Annotated in this window: 18 protein-coding genes; 8 read left to right on the top strand and 10 right to left on the bottom strand. The window is 65.7% G+C overall.

Annotated elements, in window-relative coordinates; translation table 11 throughout:
• Nucleotides 1-3: 3 nt before the first annotated feature.
• The 9 genes from pdeM to ACTJKX_RS18645 form a co-directional block, all read right to left on the bottom strand.
• Nucleotides 4-693 (bottom strand): ligase-associated DNA damage response endonuclease PdeM, encoded by a 690-nt coding sequence (pdeM, locus tag ACTJKX_RS18685; protein ID WP_394313703.1) that lies wholly within the window; start codon nt 691-693, stop codon nt 4-6.
• A gap of 1 nt (nt 694) precedes the next feature.
• Complete coding sequence (locus ACTJKX_RS18680; RefSeq protein ID WP_440726120.1) at nt 695-3,343, bottom strand: ligase-associated DNA damage response DEXH box helicase; 2,649 nt, start codon at nt 3,341-3,343, stop codon at nt 695-697.
• 172 nt (nt 3,344-3,515) lie between these two features.
• Entirely contained in the window at nt 3,516-3,869 is a 354-nt protein-coding gene (locus ACTJKX_RS18675; protein ID WP_311942866.1) for a hypothetical protein, read from the bottom strand.
• A gap of 71 nt (nt 3,870-3,940) precedes the next feature.
• Entirely contained in the window at nt 3,941-4,294 is a 354-nt protein-coding gene (locus tag ACTJKX_RS18670) for a hypothetical protein (RefSeq protein ID WP_311942864.1), read from the bottom strand.
• 139 nt (nt 4,295-4,433) lie between these two features.
• Entirely contained in the window at nt 4,434-5,345 is a 912-nt protein-coding gene (locus tag ACTJKX_RS18665) for a class I SAM-dependent DNA methyltransferase (protein ID WP_394313700.1), read from the bottom strand.
• A 554-nt stretch (nt 5,346-5,899) separates the two neighbouring features.
• A complete protein-coding gene (locus ACTJKX_RS18660) occupies nt 5,900-6,973 on the bottom strand; it encodes a GlxA family transcriptional regulator (protein ID WP_311942860.1) in 1,074 nt (357 codons plus the stop codon).
• Nucleotides 6,957-7,400, bottom strand: coding sequence for a VOC family protein (locus tag ACTJKX_RS18655; RefSeq protein WP_394313698.1), 444 nt, complete (start codon nt 7,398-7,400; stop codon nt 6,957-6,959). Before ACTJKX_RS18655 ends, ACTJKX_RS18660 begins: the two co-directional genes overlap by 17 nt.
• A gap of 53 nt (nt 7,401-7,453) precedes the next feature.
• On the bottom strand, nt 7,454-7,729 hold the full coding sequence (locus ACTJKX_RS18650) for a DUF4242 domain-containing protein (RefSeq protein ID WP_311942855.1): 276 nt from the start codon (nt 7,727-7,729) through the stop codon (nt 7,454-7,456).
• A 330-nt stretch (nt 7,730-8,059) separates the two neighbouring features.
• Complete coding sequence (locus tag ACTJKX_RS18645) at nt 8,060-9,130, bottom strand: purine-nucleoside phosphorylase (RefSeq protein ID WP_440726119.1); 1,071 nt, start codon at nt 9,128-9,130, stop codon at nt 8,060-8,062.
• A gap of 130 nt (nt 9,131-9,260) precedes the next feature.
• Between ACTJKX_RS18645 and ACTJKX_RS18640 the strand changes: the two genes are divergently transcribed.
• From ACTJKX_RS18640 to ACTJKX_RS18630, 3 genes are read left to right on the top strand one after another with little or no spacing between them, the layout of a single operon-like run.
• Nucleotides 9,261-10,301 carry a ligase-associated DNA damage response exonuclease gene (locus ACTJKX_RS18640; RefSeq protein ID WP_440726118.1) on the top strand — a complete coding sequence of 347 codons (1,041 nt, stop codon included), beginning with the start codon at nt 9,261-9,263 and terminating at the stop codon, nt 10,299-10,301.
• Nucleotides 10,298-11,968, top strand: coding sequence for a cisplatin damage response ATP-dependent DNA ligase (locus ACTJKX_RS18635; RefSeq protein WP_440726117.1), 1,671 nt, complete (start codon nt 10,298-10,300; stop codon nt 11,966-11,968). The genes ACTJKX_RS18640 and ACTJKX_RS18635 overlap by 4 nt, the downstream gene beginning before the upstream one ends.
• A gap of 2 nt (nt 11,969-11,970) precedes the next feature.
• Nucleotides 11,971-12,249, top strand: a complete 279-nt coding sequence (locus ACTJKX_RS18630; RefSeq protein WP_149253881.1) for a DUF6460 domain-containing protein — start codon at nt 11,971-11,973, stop codon at nt 12,247-12,249.
• 27 nt (nt 12,250-12,276) lie between these two features.
• Here the strand turns inward: ACTJKX_RS18630 and ACTJKX_RS18625 are convergent, their stop codons facing one another.
• Nucleotides 12,277-13,062: an HpcH/HpaI aldolase family protein gene (locus tag ACTJKX_RS18625; protein ID WP_440726116.1), complete on the bottom strand. Its 786-nt coding sequence runs from the start codon at nt 13,060-13,062 to the stop codon at nt 12,277-12,279.
• Between the two features lie 114 nt (nt 13,063-13,176).
• On the opposite strand from ACTJKX_RS18625, the gene ACTJKX_RS18620 reads away from it, so the two are divergent.
• The 5 genes from ACTJKX_RS18620 to ACTJKX_RS18600 all read left to right on the top strand — a co-directional run bounded on the left by ACTJKX_RS18620 (nt 13,177) and on the right by ACTJKX_RS18600 (nt 18,967).
• Nucleotides 13,177-13,959, top strand: a complete 783-nt coding sequence (locus ACTJKX_RS18620; RefSeq protein ID WP_440726115.1) for an IclR family transcriptional regulator — start codon at nt 13,177-13,179, stop codon at nt 13,957-13,959.
• Between the two features lie 131 nt (nt 13,960-14,090).
• On the top strand, nt 14,091-15,011 hold the full coding sequence (locus ACTJKX_RS18615; protein WP_440726114.1) for a hypothetical protein: 921 nt from the start codon (nt 14,091-14,093) through the stop codon (nt 15,009-15,011).
• A 45-nt stretch (nt 15,012-15,056) separates the two neighbouring features.
• Nucleotides 15,057-16,004, top strand: a complete 948-nt coding sequence (locus ACTJKX_RS18610) for a DUF6282 family protein (protein ID WP_440726113.1) — start codon at nt 15,057-15,059, stop codon at nt 16,002-16,004.
• 194 nt (nt 16,005-16,198) lie between these two features.
• A complete protein-coding gene (locus ACTJKX_RS18605; RefSeq protein ID WP_440726112.1) occupies nt 16,199-17,512 on the top strand; it encodes an MFS transporter in 1,314 nt (437 codons plus the stop codon).
• Between the two features lie 96 nt (nt 17,513-17,608).
• Complete coding sequence (locus tag ACTJKX_RS18600) at nt 17,609-18,967, top strand: MATE family efflux transporter (protein WP_440726111.1); 1,359 nt, start codon at nt 17,609-17,611, stop codon at nt 18,965-18,967.
• Nucleotides 18,968-18,978 lie beyond the last annotated feature (11 nt).

Here is an 18,978-nt window from a genome sequence, read left to right as displayed (position 1 = left end):
CCCTCACCCGCCCAGGCAGCGTGCGCGCGGGAAGGCAAAGACGCGTTCATCGCCCATCAGATGGGCGGTGAAGCCGTCGGGAAAGAGCGGCGCGAAGGCAGCGTCGCGCACGTTCAGCCCGCCGGCATAGGCGCCGAAGGCCGGCAGGATGGCGCGCCGGCCGTCGCCGGCAAAGCATCGCCGCCTGAGCGACCTGCCGCGCGTCGCCACCCGGGCGACCGGATGCAGGTGGCCGGCGATCTCGCCCGGCTCGGCCCTTGCCGATGGCTCATGACGGAACAGCACCGGCCCGATGGCGAGTTCCGGCGTTGCGGTGCCGCCAATGCCCGTGGGCGGATCCGGATCATGGTTGCCGGCGATCCAGAATATCTCGCGCCCGTGAATGCAGCGTTGCAGCGCTTCGCGATCGCCGGTGGCGAGACGGGTATCGGCGCGGCGGTCGTGGAAACTGTCGCCGAGGAAGACCAGTCGCTTCGCGCCGAAGCGGGACAGGAGCCGCGCCAGGCGCTTCAAGGTCTCGGCGGTATCATAGGGTGGCAGAAGCACGCGGCGTTCGGCGAAGGAGGAGCCCTTTTCCAGATGCAGGTCCGAAACGACGACCAGGCTTTCCTCGAGCCAGACCAGCGCGCCGTCGGCGGTGGCGAGGAATTCGACGCCCGCGACCGCCAGCACGGCTTCATCCCGCCGGATCATCTCAGGCGCTTTCTCTGTCGTCGGGTCGATCCTGCCGTCCAACCATGGCCTCCGCGATCAAATCATCCGCTGCCTCGGCGAGGACGCTGTCCGTCGCCTCGCCATAGACCGGCTCGCGGCCGATCTCCAGCATGATCGGTACCGCCAGAGGCGAGATGCGATCCAGCCTCTTATGGATGATTCGGCCCCTGATGCGCGAGAGCATGCCGGACAGGCGCTGGAGGTCGAGCAGGCCGGTGCGCGCATCCTCCCAGGCGGCGCGCATCAAAATGTGGTGAGGTTCGTGCTGGCGCAGCACGTCATAGACGAGGTCGGTCGATACCGAGATCTGGCGCCCGGTCTTCTCCTTGCCGGGAGCCCGGCGCTCGATCAGGCCCGAGATGATGGCGCAGGTGCGGAACATGCGCTTCATCAGGGCGGACTCTGCCAGCCATTCCTCGAGATCGTCGCCGAGCATGTCCTGGTCGAAGAGCTGGTCCATAGCGGCCCGGTGCATGTCCGAGACGCCCCAGACCGCGAGCGCATAGTCGTTGGCGACGAAACCCATCGGCTTCAGCTTGGCTCGTTCCAGTCGGCGCGTCAGCAGCATGCCCAGCGTCTGATGGGCGAGGCGGCCCTCGAAGGGATAGCAGACCAGGTAATGGCGATTGCCGCGCGGAAAGGTCTCGACCAGGAGGTCGCCGGCCGGCGGCATCCGGGAGATGTCGCGCTGCAGGCGCAGCCAGTCCGCCACCTGGTCCGGCAATCCGCCCCAGCTGTCGGGATCGGCCAGCATCGAGCGCACCCGGCTGGCCAGATGCGTGGAGAGCGGAAACTTGCCGCCGGCGAAGGAGGGGATCTTCGGATCGCGCCCGGGCGGGGCGCGGGTGACCAGCACGTCCTCTTCCTGGATGCCTTCGAAGCGCAGGATCTCCCCGGCGAACAGGAAGGTGTCGCCCACCGAAAGCCCTTCGGCGAAATATTCCTCGACCTCGCCCAGCACCCGGCCGAAGCCGCGCCGGGCCGTGGTCTCGCCCGGTTTGCGTTTGGGCGGGCCGGAGGCCTTTGGGTCCATGAACCAGGGCAGATAGGGCGTCGGCTTGTCGGCGGCCATGCGCGTCGGCTCGCGCGGACCGCGATTGGAAAGGCGGACCTTGAGCAGGGCTTCCTCGACGATGGTGCCGACATTGAGCCGATAGGCCTGCGCCACCATGGGATTGGCGACGCGCCACAGGCCGTCCTTGCCCTGCCGGATCTTGGCGAAGCGGTCATAGGTCTTCAGGGCATAGCCACCGGTGGCCACGAAGGCGAGGACGTCGTCGAACGTCGCATGGTCGAGCCCGGCATAGGCTTCGGTGGAAACGATTTCCCGGTAGAGCGCATCGGCATCGAAGGGCGCCCCGCAGGCGACGCCGAGCACGTGCTGGGCCAGCACGTCGAGGGCGCCTGTGCGGGCGATCGGCGTGTCCTGCTCGCCGGCCTTGGCCGCATCGACGGCCGCCTTGCATTCCAGCACCTCGAAACGGTTGGTCGGCACCAGGATCGCCTGCGAGGGCTCGTCCAGCCGGTGATTGGCACGGCCGATGCGCTGCAGCAGGCGGGAAGCCCCCTTGGGTGCACCGACATTGATGACGAGATCGACGTCGCCCCAGTCGATGCCGAGGTCGAGGGTGGAGGTACAGACCACCGCCTTGAGCCGGCCGGTCGCCATGGCCTCCTCGACCCGGCGGCGCTGGCCGACCTCCAGAGAGCCATGATGGAGCGCTATGGCCAGATTCTCCTCGTTCACCCGCCAGAGTTCCTGGAACACGAACTCGGCCTGCATACGGGTGTTGACGAAGATGAGCGTAGTCTTGTGAGCCTTGATCAGGGCGTAGAGCTCGGCCATGGCGTGGCGCGCCGTATGCCCGGCCCAGGGTAGCCGCTCGGCGGTTTCGAGGATGTCGAGCACCGGCGCCGCGCCGCCCTCGGCGATCACCAGGTCGGCCATGGCAGGGTGACCCGGGGATTGGGGCACGATCCAGCGCCGCAGTTCGTCCGGATCGCGCACCGTGGCCGAGAGGCCGACGACTTCGAGATCCGGCACGAAATGCCGCAGGCGCGCCAGGCCGAGGGCAAGCAGGTCGCCGCGCTTGGAGGTGACGATGGAATGAAGTTCGTCCAGCACCACGCGCTTGAGACCGCCGAAGAGGTCGGCGGCCTCCCGGCTTGCCAGCAGCAAAGCGAGCTGTTCGGGGGTGGTGAGCAGGATATCGGGCGGATCGCGCTTCTGGCGCTGGCGCTTGGCCTGGGGTGTGTCGCCGGTGCGGGTCTCGATGCGGATGGGCAGGCCCATTTCGCCGGCGGGACGCTCCAGATTGCGGGCGACATCGACAGCCAGTGCCTTCAGGGGCGAGATATAGAGCGTGTGGAGCGCGGCGGGAGCGCCGGCGCGGCGAGCTGCGAGATCGATCAGGCTCGGCAGGAAGCCAGCCAGGGTCTTGCCGGCACCGGTGGGGGCGATCAGCAGGGCCGAACGCCCACTGCGCGCCTTCTCGACAAGCTGGAGCTGATGCGGCCGCGGTGTCCAGCCGCGCGCAGCGAACCAGTTTGCGAAGACCGCCGGAAGAGTTGGGAGCGGGGCTGTGGAGATTGGATCTCCGTTCTCCCGCGTCCCGCTTTGTTCGTTCATGCCGCTATCGCCAATTCCTGCGGAGATATTGGCGTGCCGCGGTCAGATGTCCACTGCCGAGCTGAAGTGTCCAAAGCAAAGCGCGTTTTCGCGAAAACGCCTTTTTGCTTTAGCTCCTTGTTTTTGACGCGTCTTTGCGATCGTCGGCAATAGCGCCAAATCGCAAAACACTTTAGCGGCAATCATAGATCGCCATGATGGTGTAGGCCGAGACATAATTGCCCCAGCGCCCCGTGAGACTGTGGCGCATCGGCGGCAGGCCTCCGGCGCAGCCTTCACGGCGGGCGCGTGCATCGAAATCCCGCAGGATGGCCGGAGTGATCGGCTGCGACCGGCGCCAGTAGTAGAAATTGGAGACCATGAGGCCGCCGGCAAAAGGGCCCCCGTCAATGCGCGAGATACGCTTGACCACTTCGCCCCGTGCGGTGTCCTGCGAGGTGCGGGTGATCAGGTTCAGGTCGCTGCGGCCGGCGCAACTGGCAAGACTGAGGCCCGCGGCAGCCACGATGAGAAGTTTCGAGTCCATGGTCTTTCCTCCGGGAAAGGCTGTGTCTTGGTTGAAAGCTGTTCGCGGGGCGTCCTGCGCCGCCGGGGCGTTCAGTCGCAGTCGTAATGGCCGATGATGCGATAGGCCGAGGTGTAGGTACCCCAGCGGGCGCTGACGCTGCTGCGTGTCGGGGCATTGCCGTCGAGGCAGCCGGCGCGGCGGGCCCGGATGTCCATGTCGCGCAAGATTGGCGCCGTTACCGGTTGCGGCCGATTCCAGTAGTAGAAATTCGACACCATCAGATTGCCGGCGAGGATGCCGTTTGTGATGCGGGTGGTGTTCTTGATGACCCGGCCGCGCGGCGTCTGGTCAGCCGTCCGCGTCAGGGTCTGCAATCCGTCGCTGGTGGCGCAGCTCGCGCAGGCAAGACCGGCCAGGACGACCGCGGAAATTCTCGAAAACATGATGCCCCCTTCAAGCGCATGACTCTCCTCTGGCTGGCAAGCAGCCAAGTCCCCCAGGCCATCCTTACGTTTGGGAAGTCATTTTGCCAAGGCGCACGGCGTACCGGGAGCTGCGCCCGGTCTTTCTCTCCGGGGGCGGCTATCGCTCGAGTACGACGACCTGGCCCGGTACCGGCATGCCCCGATCGGTGCGAGCCCAGGCATCGTCGAGATGGCGCAGGTGCAGGCCGGCCCCGGCCACCCAGTTCTCGATGCCGCCCCGTGAATGAGCGTAACGCAGATCGTGGTTCAGGATGAAGGCGGCCGGCTCGCTGTGGCTTTGGATCGTAAAGACGAACAGGCCGCCGGACACCAAGATACGGGCGGCCTGATGGAAGATGTTATCGAGATCGCCGAGATAGATGAAGACGTCGGCTGCCAGGATCAGGTCGGCGCTATCCGCGGCCTGCCGGAGAAGAAAATCGGCGATCTCGGCCTGCTCCAGCTGCCGATAGACCTGCTTGGCCCGCGCCTTGGCGAGCATGGCGGCGGAAAGATCGACCCCGACGATGTCCTGGCAGAGCGGGCGGAAGGCTTCGCCGACAAGGCCGGTGCCGCAGCCCAGATCGAGGGCGCGTTGGAACGGTCCGTTTCGGCCGATCCCCTCCAGGGCCATGCGCAGCAGGGCAGGCCCGCGATAGGAGAGATCGTCGACCAGGGAACGCTCGAAGCGCGGCGCGTATTCGTCGAACAAGGCGGCGATATGGGCCGGCGTCATGGCGCCGTCGGGCGGCATCTCGCCGAGCCGCGCCAGGCGTGCGCCGGCGCCGGCTTCGTCGGCCGGGTCGAGACGAAGGGCCTGGCGATAAGTATCGATGGCTTCGCGCCGGCGGCCGAGCGTCTCGTTGAGATCGCCGAGGGCCAGCCAGCCGGCAGCCCAATCCGGCGCTTCGTCGAGGGCCTGCACCACCAGCTCTGCAGCCGAAGCAAGATCGCCCCCCGCCTTGTAGGCCATGGCATAGGCGAAGCGGCGGTCGGCAACGGCGTTGCCGGAGGAGCGGGCTTTGAGCATGGCACGCCTATAGGCCAGGACCTGCGGCAAGAGAATAGCAAGAGAATAGGCCGCACTCGCAGGGGCGGTTCAATCCGTGGCTCCGATCGCATTGCTGTTGCCACCCGGATCCATTGGCGCTCTATCGCAGGCTGCATTATGCATGCTCTGCCAGGCCCCGAATGGGTCTTCTTCCGCCTGGGGCGACCTGAGATGATGACAGCAATCGGCGAAGCGTTCCGCTCGGATTTTTTCGCCGACGCGGAACAGGCCGATGTCCCGGAGACCACGGTCGTTCAGTGCCTCCAGCGTGCGGGCGTGGCAGATTCGTTCGCGATGGCGAGAGACCGCAGCAGCGCCGAGGCGGGCGAATGTGTGGATCTTGGACGCAAGCCATCTCAGGGCTGCCGGTTGAGCGCCCATGCGAGACCTCCGGTGAGGTTGAGGATGCCTAGAGCAAAGCGCGTTCAGGCGTGAACGCTCATTTGCTCGAACTCCTTGTTCCCAAGCCAACCCGAAGGATTGGCTAAGGCGTCTTTGCGATTCTTGGTGATTCCACCAGATCGCAAAACGCTCTAGGCCCTGTGGCCGGCGACCAATTCGCTGCGGTCGAAATTCATATGGGCGAAGCGTCGTCGATACTCCGCCGGAGTCATGCCGGTGTGGCGCTTGAACAGGCTCCTGAAGAACACGATGTCGGCATAACCCGTCTTGGCGCAGACCGCCTGAATGGACGTCGCCCCGGCTTCCAGCAGTTCCTTTGCCGCCGACATGCGCAGCATCTGGACATAGGCACCGGGCAGGGAACCGGTCGCAGCCTTGAAGCGGCGGATGAAATTGCGCGGACTCATGCCGCTGCGCCCCGCCAGTGCATCGAGCGACACGTCCTTGTCGAAATGCATGCGCAGATACTCCTCCGCCTCGCGAACCCGGCCGTCCGCATGCGGACGCGAGAGGGGAAGCACGGCGTAGCCGGATTGGCGGCCGCGCGGCATGCTGACGAGAAGGGACCTGGCGCATTGCAGGGCGACCTCATGGCCGCAGAACTTCTCCACCAGATAGAGACTGAGGTCGATCGAGGCATAGACGCCACCGCTGCACAGGATATGACCGTCCTCGGTGACGAATTGCTCGGTCTGCCAATGAACCTGCGGGTAGCGCCGGCGCAGGATGTCGGCAACGCCCCAATGCGTCGTTGCGATCCGCCCGTCGAGCAGCCCGGCCTCGGCCAGGAAGATCACGCCCGTACAGATGCCAGCGATGTAGGCACCCCGCTTATGCCATTTGCGCAGCCAGGAGAGGAAGGCCTCATCGCCGATGAAGCGATCCTGGATGTCCCAGCCGGAGGCCGGCACGATGACGATGTCCGCGTGCTCGACGTCGTCGATCGACAATGTCGGCACCAGGCCCAGTGCGCACAGGCTGGTCACGCCCTGGCCGTCGATGGAGACAGTCCGAACCCGGAATGGCGGCCTCGGGGTCTCTCCATGAAGCCAATTCCACAGAGAACCGGCCGAGTGAAAAACCTCGAGCGGGCCAATGGCGGTCGAGGCATAGCCGCCATCCAGCAGCACGATCGTGACCTCGATCGGCTTGGCTCCCAGTTTGGCCGCTGCCGAGTCGCTCGAGGCTTCAGCCTGCGCCAGCATCGGAGCTCTCCGTGAAGCCTGCGCCAGGCAGCTCCCACAATCCGACCAGTGCACCGACCGGATCGAGGATGAGGGCGATCCGTGCCAAACCCGGTGCGTTGGCCAAGTGGACGACCACCTCGCCGCCGAGGGAGATGGCGCGTGCGAGGGCCTCCTCGAGATCGCCCACCTCGAAATAGGGCGTCCAATGCGAAGGTACGCCCTGTGCGCGATGAGCATGGCTGAGCTGGTAGGCAGAGCCGAAATCCATGCCGGACACACTGAATCGGGTAAATTGACCGCCGTTCATCGCTTCATCACTCGATCTCCAACCGAACATGCCGGCATAGAACACCTTGGCGCTCGCAATATTCGTTGCCGCGAGATCGACCCAGCGCAGGAGGCCACGGCACGGACGACCGAGGTCTGGAAATTGCGGATTTCGCATCGGCCTCATCCAACCAGGAACGGACGCCGCCTGGAGGAGGCGGCGTCCCGGCGTCAGGAATTGGCCGTCATCGGCTCGACCACGCTGCGGACTTCGGTGATCTTGGTCGCCGGAAAGCCGCTGAGCTTTGCATGCTCGCGGACAGCGTCCTCGTTCTCGGCCAGGTAGACGCAGAAGGTCTTGTCATCGACCACATAGGACTGCAGCCATTGGGCCCGACCCTCGAGCTTGGCCAAGGCGGCATTCGAGGTGCGGGCGACATCCTTGAGCTGGTCCCGGTTCAGGCCGCCGACCCCGGGAATGTCACGTTCGATCACATAGCGCTTCATCTCTTCGCTCCGTTTGCGGGTGAGGAAGGCGAGGATCGTCCGGTTCCCATCGGCAGGACAGGCGGCAGTTTCGACAATGTCGGATGGTGATCGTGACAATCGGACGAGCTGTCCTCAGCCCTGCGCATCCTAGCCGGCCGGCAGCGGACGCGGGCGACGAAGTCCCCACCAATCGCGCCAATCGGGCGCCGGCCCCAGGCAGGAAGCAGCCGGCGCGCCGAGACGGCCCCAGCCGTTTCGAGCTTTTGCGCTCGGGGATTCAGGCAAAAGCGCAGCAGATCTCGGCGCTCCTGCCCACAGGAGCCGTGCGAGGATGATCCAGCGAAGCGTTTATTGGACGCCGGCCGACCAGTCCGGCCAATCCTTGATGATGGCATCGGCAAAGGCCGAGCCGACGCGATAGGCATTGGCGACGGACGGGCCGAAGCCGCCGGACTTGGCCGAGAGCGATTCCGCCGCGCTCTGGCCGGGTGCCTCGCGATCGAAATTGGAGGCGGTGCGCAGCACGGCGATACGCTCGAAATCGAGCAGGCCGGCATCGGCGCCGCGCTTGAGGGCGGTCAGCGTGGCATTGTCTTCCATCTGGGTGGTGCAGTAGTTCGCCTTGCCGTCGGTGGCATGCTTGGCCCAGCGCTCCATGGCATCGCCGATCTTCGATCCGTGCCAATAGGTGTCGATCGAGACCGTATCGCACAGCTTCACCGCCGGCTTGGCACGGGCGGCCTCGTCCTGGTAGCGAGCGCGATAGTCCTCGGCCTCCTTGCCATCAGCGAGTTCGACGGAACGGGTCAGTTCGAAGGCCTTTTCCGCCAGTTTGGCGTTGAGGGCATAGACCTCGGTACCGGCGCTCCAGCCTGCCTTGTCGCTCGGCTTGGCGGCGCCGAGAGGCAGCATGCCGTCGGGCCAGTCGGGCGGGATCTGGCGTGGATCGATATCGTGGCGAAGCCCGCCATCGATGACATAGCGTGCCCACAGCGCCGATCCCAGCGTGCCATCCTTGGGGTCGATGCCGGCGATGCCGTCGATCAGGAAATAGGTCTGCTTCAGGTCGAATTGGCCGCCGAGCACAAGGGCTGCCGTTGAACTGGCCGCATTGGCATAGCCCATTGCGGTCGTCATCACGCATAGGCCCTCGGAATCGCAGGCGACGTCCGGATAGTCCTTCGACAGGCCGGGAACCTTGATTTTCGTCGTCAGCTTGCGGGCCTCGAGCCAGGGCTTGGTTTCCTCGCCGAACATGGTGATCACCATCACCTTGGGGGCAATCCGCTCGGCAGCACTGGCATGAGCGCTGCCGATGAGGGCGAAAGCCGCCGCAAGGCCGGCGCCAACGAGATGTTTGCCGGTGGATGACACCCGCGATCGGGCATTGGTCAGCGTCGGCGTCCGGGTGAACAGCATCGGGATTGGATCTCCAGGGTGGCTTCTTCCGGTATCGCATGGATGCGGCGCTGTCATCCTGTCCGCGTCACCGATACCCTGCAAAGATCGAGGCTGCCCGAAGCGGGGTTGCGGACGACACCTTGGCCCCATGCCGCTTTCACCCTATGTTCTCGCCATGCGGCCTTCGGACTTGCTGATTCCGACGCCGTCGGGGCTGTACTGCCCACCGGCGGACGTCCATGTCGATCCCATCAAGCCAGTCGAGCGGGCCCTGATCACCCATGCCCATTCCGATCATGCCCGCGCCGGCCATCGCCAGGTGCTGGCCACCGCCGAGACGCTGGCGATCATGGCGGCGCGCTATGGCGAGGATTTTTGCGAGACCCGCCAGACCGCCATCCTCGGCCAGACGATCGATCTTGGCGGTGTGAGCGTGATCTTCCATCCCGCTGGCCATGTGCTGGGGTCGGCACAGATCGCCTTCGAGGCGAAGGGGCTGCGCATCGTCGCCTCGGGCGATTACAAGCGCCAGGCCGATCCGACCTGCCTGCCCTTCGAGCCGGTGCCCTGCGACGTCTTCATCTCGGAAGCCACCTTCGCTTTGCCGGTGTTCCACCATCCCGATCCCAGACATGAGATCGGCAAGCTCATGGATTCGCTGGCCCTGTTTCCGGAGCGGACCCATCTCGTCGGCGCCTATTCCCTCGGCAAGGCGCAGCGCATCATCGCCATGGCCCGCCATGCCGGGCATCAGGCGCCGATCTATCTGCATGGCGCCATGGAGAAGGTGACGCGCCTCTATCAGGGTTTCGGCATCGAACTCGGGGCGCTGCAGCTGGTGCGCGACGTCAAGCCGGCCGAACTGGCCGGTGCCATCGTGCTCTGCCCGCCCAGCGCAGCCCAGGAAGTCTGGTCACGCAAGATGCCGGATCCCCTCAGCGTCTACGCTTCGGGCTGGATGCGCATCCGGGCGCGAGCGCGCCAGAGCGGTGCCGAGCTGCCGCTGGTGATCTCCGACCACGCCGATTGGCCCGATCTGCAGCGCTCGATCCTGGAAACGGGCTGTTCGGAGCTGTGGGTCACCCATGGCCAGGAGGACGCGCTGGTGCATTGGGCCCGCAGCCAGGGGCTGAAGGCCCAGCCCCTGCACATGATCGGCTATGGCGACGAGGAGGCCGAGGAGGCATGAACCGCTTCGCCGAACTGCTCGACCGCCTTGCCTATGAGCCGGGCCGCAACGCCAAGCTGCGCCTGCTGACCAGCTATTTCCGCGAGACCCCCGATCCGGACCGCGGCTATGCGCTGGCGGCGATCACCGGGGCGCTGTCCTTCCGCAACGCCAAGCCGGCTCTGCTGCGCGAGTTGATCGGTGAACGTGCCGATCCCGAGCTCTTCGCGCTGTCCTACGACTATGTCGGCGACCTGTCCGAAACCATCGCACTGATGTGGCCGGTCCGGCCGGGCATGAACCATGCGACCAGCCTGTCGGAGGTGGTGGAGGCCTTGAGCCAGGCCGGCCGTTCGGAGATGCCGGCCCTGATCGCCCGCCATCTCGACGCGCTGGATGAAACCGGGCGCTGGGCCTTCCTCAAGCTGATCACGGGTGCGCTCCGGATCGGTGCTTCCGCCCGTCTCGCCAAGAGCGCCGTGGCCGCGCTGGGCTCTCTGTCTCCTGATGATATCGAGCTCGCCTGGCCTGGCCTGCAGCCGCCCTATGAGAGCCTGTTTGCCTGGGCGGAAGGGCACGGGGAGCGGCCCGAGAGTGGCAATCCGGCACCCTTCCGGCCGGTGATGCTGGCCCATGCCCTGGAAGAGGGCGATCTTGCGGCCATTCTGCCGGAGAGCCATGTGGCGGAATGGAAATGGGACGGCATTCGCGTCCAGGCCGTCGGCGCGCGCACCGCGAACGGGCCGATGCTGCGCCTTTATTCGCGCACCGGCGAGGATATCGCCCCGGCCTTTCCCGATCTCGTCGAGGCCCTCGATTTCGAGGGGGCCATCGACGGCGAATTGCTGGTGCGACGCTTCGACGAGGGGGGCGAAGGCCGCATCGAGAATTTCAACGCCCTTCAGCAGCGGCTCAACCGCAAGAGCGTGACGCCGAGGCTCATCGCCGACTATCCCGCTCATATCAGGGCTTACGACCTGCTGGCCGAAGGGGACGAGGATCTGCGCGACCGACCCTTCATCGAAAGGCGCGCCCGGCTGGAGGCCTTCGTGGTGCGCCTTGCTTCGCCGCGTCTCGACCTTTCGCCATTGGTCGCCTTCGCTGGGCCGGATGCCCTGGCGCTGGCCCGGGAGAATCCGGCTGGCGCCGGGGCCGGTCCTGATGCCGAGGCGGTCGAAGGGCTGATGCTGAAGCGGCGCGACAGCCTCTATGTGCCGGGTCGGCCGAAGGGGTTGTGGTTCAAATGGAAGCGCGAGCCGTTCCGCATCGACGCGGTGCTGATGTATGCCCAGCGCGGGCATGGCAAGCGCTCCTCCTTCTATTCCGACTATACGTTCGGCGTGTGGAAGGGCGAGGAGCTGGTGCCGGTCGGCAAGGCCTATTTCGGCTTCACCGACGAGGAATTGCGCGACATCGACCGTTTCGTCCGCAACAACACGGTGAACCGCTTCGGCCCGGTGCGGGAAGTTGTCCACACCGCAGACAAAGGCCTGGTGGTGGAAGTCGCCTTCGAGGGACTGGCGCGCTCCAGTCGCCACAAATCCGGCGTCGCCATGCGTTTTCCTCGTCTGGCGCGCTTGCGCTGGGACAAGCCGCCGGGCGAAGCCGACAGGCTGGAAAGCCTCACCGCCCTGCTTGACCGCGCGGCCGTCACGCCCGAAATAGGGGCTGGTACGACAGGAGATTAGCTATGGCTGGGCTGGAGAAGTTCATGGGCGGCTCGGTGATGGGCACGATTATCAAGCTGGTGGTGGTTTCCGTTGCCGTGGGCCTCGTGCTGGCCTGGCTCGACCTCACCCCCTGGGAACTCCTTGCCAGGCTTCGGCATTTCCTCGAGCGCCTTTCGGCGCAGGGCTTTGGCATGATCAAGGACCTGTTCGGCTATTTCCTGCTCGGCGCGGTGATCGTGGTTCCGATCTGGCTCGTGCTGCGCCTGCTGAAATCCGCCCCATCCGGCGGGCGCAAGTAGAACGGCAGACGCCTGTCCCGGGTGTCGCTACGCGGCGAATTCCTTGGCAAAGCTACCCAGGCTTTCGGCCGCCGCCCTGCGCATGAAGGCCTGGTCCGAGGCAATGATAAAGGCGGAGGCGCCGATTGTATGGTAGCGCTTCGCTTCGGCGGCGTTGGCCACCATCATGCAGACAGGCTTGCCCGCCCGTTCGGCCGCGGCGCAGATCGTCTCGACGGCTGCCTGTACGGGCGGCGCCTCGGGGCTCTCGGCCTGCAGGGCTACCGTAAGATCGCCCCGCCCGATGAAGACGGCATCGAGGCCCTCGGTTGCCAGGATGGCATCGATCTCCGCCAGCGCTTCAGGATCCTCGATCATCGCGATGAGACTGACATGCGCGTCCTGACGGTCGACATGCGGCCAGATGCCGAGGCCGCCATAGCGCCCGGCGCGCGGCGAATTGGAAAATCCCCGTCGGCCGCCGCGATAGCGGCAGGCCGCGGCGGCTTCGCGGGCCCTGGTCGCGGAGGAGATATGCGGAACCAGGACGCCCGCGGCTCCATCGTCGAGGGCACCGAGGATGCGGGCGATCTCGGGCACGCGGACGATCGCGGCGGTGCCCGCTGCGCGTGCGGCCAGCATTATCAGTTCGGTCTGGCCGCGATCGAAGGGAGCATGTTCCTCGTCCACGACAACGAAGTCGAAACCGAGATCGCCGAGGATTTCGGCCGCGTGGACGGTGGGTGTCTTGATGAACGATCCGAGCAGGGGCTTTCGCGACAGCAGGCGCTGGCGGAAGGCGTCGGCCGGGCGTGCGGGGGCATTGTCGTGCATGGCGATGATTTTCTCTTGTTTCGATAGTCGAAACATTGTTTCTATGATTAGGTTCAACCTAAAGGGCGCCCGTGTCAATGGCCGGGCCTGCCCTGCCTCGTGAGGAACTGAAGAATGCCTCGTGTTAGCGGCCCGGGCGGTGACGGCGTTCAGGCGGTGGTTCTGGCCATGCGCATCCTAGAACTGCTGGCGGAGGAGGGGCGGCCCATGGGCGTGTCGGCGATGGCCGTCGCCCTGGAGACCACCAAGAGCCGGATCTGGCGCTATCTGCAGACGCTGGTGCAGCATGGCTACATCGTCCAACTGCCGGAGACGGAGCGCTATCAGCTCGGCAGTCGCCTGATCAAGCTGGGGCAGGCCGTGGGGGAGGGGCGCGACATCGTCTCGGCCAGTGCCCGGACCCTGCGGGAATTGCGCGACAGCCTCGGCCATTCGGCGGTGATCGCCCAGCTGGAAGCGGACGGGGTGCGCGTGCTCACCACCGTCCCGGGCAAATCCACCGTCGAGATCGGCGTCCGGCCGGGGTCCCTGCTCGAGTTTCACAGTTCAGCCCAGGGCAAGATCGCCCTTGCCTTCGGCAATGACGCCTTGCGGGCCACCGTGTTCGGCATGCGCCTGGAGCGCCGCACCCAGGCGACGATCGTCACGCCCGGCGGCTTACGCAAGGAGATCGAGCGCGTGCGCCAGGCCGGCTGGGCAATCGCGCCGAACGAGATCCTGATCGGCCTCAATGCGCTGGCGGCCCCGGTCTTCGATGCAGCCGGCTCCCTGGTCGGGACGCTGGCGATCGTCGATTCCGTGCAGTTCATCACCGAGACGCCCACCGCCGAGCAGATCGAGCGGACGGTCAGGGCCGCAAAGCAGGTTTCCGAAGCGCTGGGCTACGTGCTCGATTGACGGCCGCTGGCGGCCCTCTTGACAAGGGAGGACTTTGCTTCAAAAATAAATAGAACATCGTTTCGGTTAACGAAACAAAAAGCAAAATGGCTGATTGGGCGTGACCTGCGCCGGGCCGCTGGGAGGTTGCCATGTATGATGCTTCGGATCCGCGTTCGACGCTGGCGTCGGTCCAGGCCAGGCCAATGGCGACCGCCTTCGCCGGCGCCGATTGCGGCAAGTTCTATGAGGCCCCGCCCCAGGAGGACGATGCCAATGGACGCAGCTGGCTCATCCGCAGCCAGCATTGCGTGGTCGCCTATAGCGAAGCGCGGGATGGCGCCTGTTTCTCCCGCGCTGCGCAGCCCGACGAATATGTGTTGCTTTTGCCCGATGCCGCCGTCAGCGCCGAGGTCGAGACAGCCGATGGCAAGACGCGTGTGCCAGGCTATTCGATTGCCTTCGTTCCGCCCGGCCCGAGCACGATCCGGATCGTGGGATCGGGGCCGGTCGTGCGCCTGTTCACCACCAGGGCCGGGGATCTCGTGGCCCGCTGCGCGAACGCGGCATCCTATGACACGCCGCATCCCAATGTGGCGCCCTTCCAGCCCTGGCCGGAAGCGACGGGCGGATCGCGGCTTCTTGTCTATTCGCTCGACGTGCCGGACGAGCCCGGGCGGTTCGGGCGCATCTGGCGCGGCTCGACCATGATGGTGAACGTCCTGCCGGTGCAGCACGGGCCACGCGACGTCACCAAGCTCTCGCCGCATCATCACGACGATTTCGAACAGATCTCCCTCGCGCTGGAGGGAGCCTTCACACACCATCTGCGCTGGCCCTGGACCACGGATCTCAACGCCTGGCGCGACGACCAGCACGAATATTGCGAAGCGCCCTCGGTGATGGTGATCCCGCCGCCGGCGATCCATACCTCCCGCGGCATGCTGGCGGGGGTGAACCAGCTCGTCGACATCTTCTGCCCGCCGCGCCTGGATTTCTCGCTGAAGCCCGGCTGGGTGCTGAACGCCGCCGACTATCCGATGCCGGCCGAGGGTGCCGGGACCCCGTCCTGACGCACCGATCGCGCAGTAGAGCAGGCAGGACAAGGAGGCAGTACCATGGACGCACTGACCATTGATACCGGATCGGCCGGGGATACCAAGCGCATCGACGCGCTGCTCAAGGGGGCGATCGATCCCCATGTCCATAGCGGTCCCTCGATCGCGCCGCGCGGGCTCGACCATCTGGAACTGGCCCGCCAGATGTCGGAGGCGGGCTTTGCGGCGGTGGTCACCAAGGATCATGACTATGCCGGCGTTGCGACGGCGGCCCTGATTTCCCAGCATCATCCGGAACTCACCACCAAGGTCTTTTCCGGCATCGTGCTCAACAATGTGGTGGGAGGCATCAATCCCTACGCCGTCGAGCATACGGCGGCGATGGGCGGCAAGATCGTCTGGATGCCGACACTGGCCGCCGAGAACCATCTCGAATGGGAGAAGACCTCCTCCTGGTCGCATCCGGCATCGACCCAGAAGATGCGGCCGGCCCGGGCGGTCCCGGTCCTCGATGCCAACAGGCAGGTGCTCGACGACGTCAAGGAAGTCCTGGACGTCATCGCCCGCAGCGGCATGGCGCTTGCCAGCGGGCATCTCCATGTCAGCGAGACCTGGATCCTGTTCGAGGAAGCGCAGCGCCGCGGCGTCGAGCGCCTGATCTTCACCCATCCCGAAGATATCGTCGGCGCGAGCCTGGACGATGTGAAGGAGATTGCCGCCATGGGCGCCTATGTGGAGCATTCGCTCTGCATGTTCCTGGAAGGATCGAAGTTCAAGACGCGCTCGGCGGAGGATTTGCGCCAGCAGATCGAAGCGGCCGGCGTCGACCGCACCATCCTGTGTTCGGATCTCGGGCAGGTCGGTGTGTTCAGCCCGCTGGAAGGGTTCCGGCGCGGCGTGCGCCTGTGCCTGGCGCTCGGCTATTCCGACGAGGCGATCCGCCGGATGGTTTCGACCAACACGGCGCATGTGCTCGGGCTGGAGGAGCTCGTTTCCCAGGCGGCCTGAGCCTACGCCTGACGCAAGTTTGAGTTTCGCAATGAGTTTCGGCGGCATTTTCGGGCCGCCGAGTGCAGACGCATATCCGATGCTCACGCAGCGCCGGTTCAAGGCCTATCGACATAACCGGCCCCATTGCTCGCTTCTGCCAGGACGGTCGGACGCGCAGCCTCCAACATAAGGCCGGAAGCAGGGAGGAATGCATGTTCGCCTGGTTCACCAGTCTCGATCGTACCGAGCGCAAGACGCTCTATGCCTGTTTCGGCGGCTGGGCTGTCGATGCGCTCGACACCCAGCTCTACAGTTTTCTCATCCCGACCCTGATCGCGGTATGGGGCATGACGAATGCCGAGGCCGGCTTTCTCGGAACCTCGGCCCTGATCTCCTCCGCCATCGGCGGCTGGGCGGCCGGTATCCTGAGCGACCGCATCGGGCGCGTGCGCGTCATGAAGCTCGCCATCCTCTGGTTTTCGTTTTTCACCGTGCTGAGTGGCTTCTGCAACTCCTTCGAACAGTTGCTTGCCGCCCGCATCCTGTCGGGCATCGGCTTCGGCGGCGAATGGGCTGCCGGCTCGGTGCTGATGGGCGAGATCATCCGTTCCGAATATCGCGGCAAGGCCGTCGGCACCGTGCAGAGCGCCTATGCGATCGGCTACGCCATTGCGGCGATCCTCTCCTCCATCCTGTTCGCGACCCTGCCTGATACCCAGGCCTGGCGCTGGATGTTCTGGCTTGGGGCAGCGCCGGCCATCCTGGTCCTGCTCGCCCTGCGCGGCGTGCCCGAGCCGGCCGTCTTCCTGGCGGCCAGGGAGAAGAGGGTGAAGGCCGGGGAGGCACACGTGAGCCCGTTCATGATCTTCCACCGGCGCTATCTGCGCACCACCTGCCTGACCTCGCTCCTGGCCTTCGGCGTACAGGCGGGCGGCTTTTCCATGGTGATCTGGCTGCCAACCTTCCTGAAGACGGTGCGGGAAATCTCCACGGTAGGCGTGGGCTATCACATGTTCGTCCTCACCGTGGGCTCCTTCGTCGGCTATATCGTCGCCGCCTATCTGTGCGATGCCATCGGCCGCCGCCGCAATTTCCTGCTCTTTGCCTTGCTGAACTGGATCTTCATTCCGGCCTTCCTCTATCTGCCGGGTGGCGGGGTGGTGATGTTCGCGCTCGATTTCGTGCTGGGCTTTGCGGCGCTCGGCATCTACAGCGCCCTCGGGCCGTATTTCACCGAATTGTTCCCGAACGCCATCCGGGGCAACGGCCAGGGCTTTGCCTATAATTTCGGCCGGGCGGCCGGCGCCTTCTTTCCCACGGTCATCGGCCTGATGACCGCAGGCGGGCACCTCCTGTTGCGCGATGCCATGGCCGTCACGGCGGTCAGCGCCTATTTCTTCGTGCTCCTCGCCATCGCCCTGTTGCCGGAAACGCGGGGGCGTGAACTCGCCGAGGAGGTCGAGAAGGAAAATGCCGGGCAAGGTGCGTTGCGCCTGGTGCAACCGGTTCCCGGAAACGGCTCGTAACAGGGGGCGGGCAAATCGGCTCGGGGGTATCTTGGGCGGGGCACCTTGGAATGACTCTTGATTGGGGCTACCAAGGCGCGAGGAAAATCACCGCCCATGCCCGCCGCTTCGATCGACGCCCCCATCCGCCCCGTTCCCGTCAGCCACCGCATCGTCATCGGCATTGCCGCGCCGATGACGCTGGCCCATCTGTCCACGCCGCTGCTCGGGCTGGTCGACACCGCCGTGATCGGCCAGATCGGCAGCGAGGCCCTGCTTGGGGCGGTGGCACTCAACGCCCTCCTGTTCGATTTCCTGTTCTGGGGCTTCGGCTTCCTGCGCATGGGTACCGCCGGCTTGACGGCGCAGGCCGTCGGCGCCGACGACAGGCTGGAGCAACGGGCCGTGTTCCTGCGGGCGCTGGTGATGGCCGCCGTGCTCGGCCTCGCCATGGTGGCACTGCAGCGCGCGATTGCGGCGGTCGCCTTCCCGCTCCTCGGCGCCTCGCCCGAGGTGACCCATGCGGCGGAGATCTATTTCGCCATTCGCATCTGGTCCGCTCCCTTCGCCTTCGCCAATTATGCCGTGCTCGGCTGGCTGATCGGCCTGGGACGGACCACCACCGGCCTGCTGCTGCAGATCGGCATCAATGTCGTCAACATCCTGCTCTGCATCCTGTTCACGCTGGGAATGGGCTGGGGCGTCGCCGGTACCGCCTGGGCCACCACATTGGCGGAAACCACCGGCGTCGTCGCCGGCCTGGCCGTAGTGGTTGCCCATTTCGGCGGGAATCTGGGCGTGCCGCGGTCCCTCGTCTTCGACAGGGCCAAATTCGTGCGCATGATCGCGATCAACCGCGACATCATGCTGCGCACTTTCGCCTTGCTGGCCGCCTTCGTCTTCTTCGGGCGCCAGGGTGCGCTGGCTGGCGACGTGACGCTGGCCGCCAATGCCATCCTCAACAATTTCTTCCTGGTCGGGGGCTATTTCCTTGATGGCATCGCCACGGCGGCCGAGCAGCTCAGCGGGCGCTCGATCGGCGCCAACAATCGGCCGTCCTTCGAAAAGGCGGTGCGCTATTCGGTGATCTGGAGCCTGGGGCTGGCGATCGGCATGTCCGCCGTGCTGTTTGCGGCGGGCGGGGCCTTCATCGATTTCATGACCACCAGCGCCTCGGTCCGCGAGCTGGCCCGGCAGTTCCTGCCCTATGCCGCCGTCACGCCCATCGCAGGCGCGCTCGCCTTCACCTTCGACGGCGTCTATGTCGGCGCCACCTGGAATGCAGCCATGCGCAACCTGATGGCGGTGGCGCTCGCCTGCTATTTCGGGCTGTGGTGGTTGCTGCAGCCTCTCGGCAATCACGGTCTGTGGCTCGCCTTGATCGGCTTCCTGGTGGCGCGTGGCGCCGGGCAGGGACTGGCCTATTTCCGCCTGTTGCCGGGCTCCTTTTCAGGCATCCAGACCAAGGCCGCCTGAGCGGGCTGCTC

It is taken from the genome of Labrys sp. 22185 (assembly GCF_052045555.1).
GTDB lineage: Bacteria > Pseudomonadota > Alphaproteobacteria > Rhizobiales > Labraceae > Labrys > Labrys neptuniae.
This window is presented reverse-complemented; position numbering and strand designations above follow the sequence as displayed.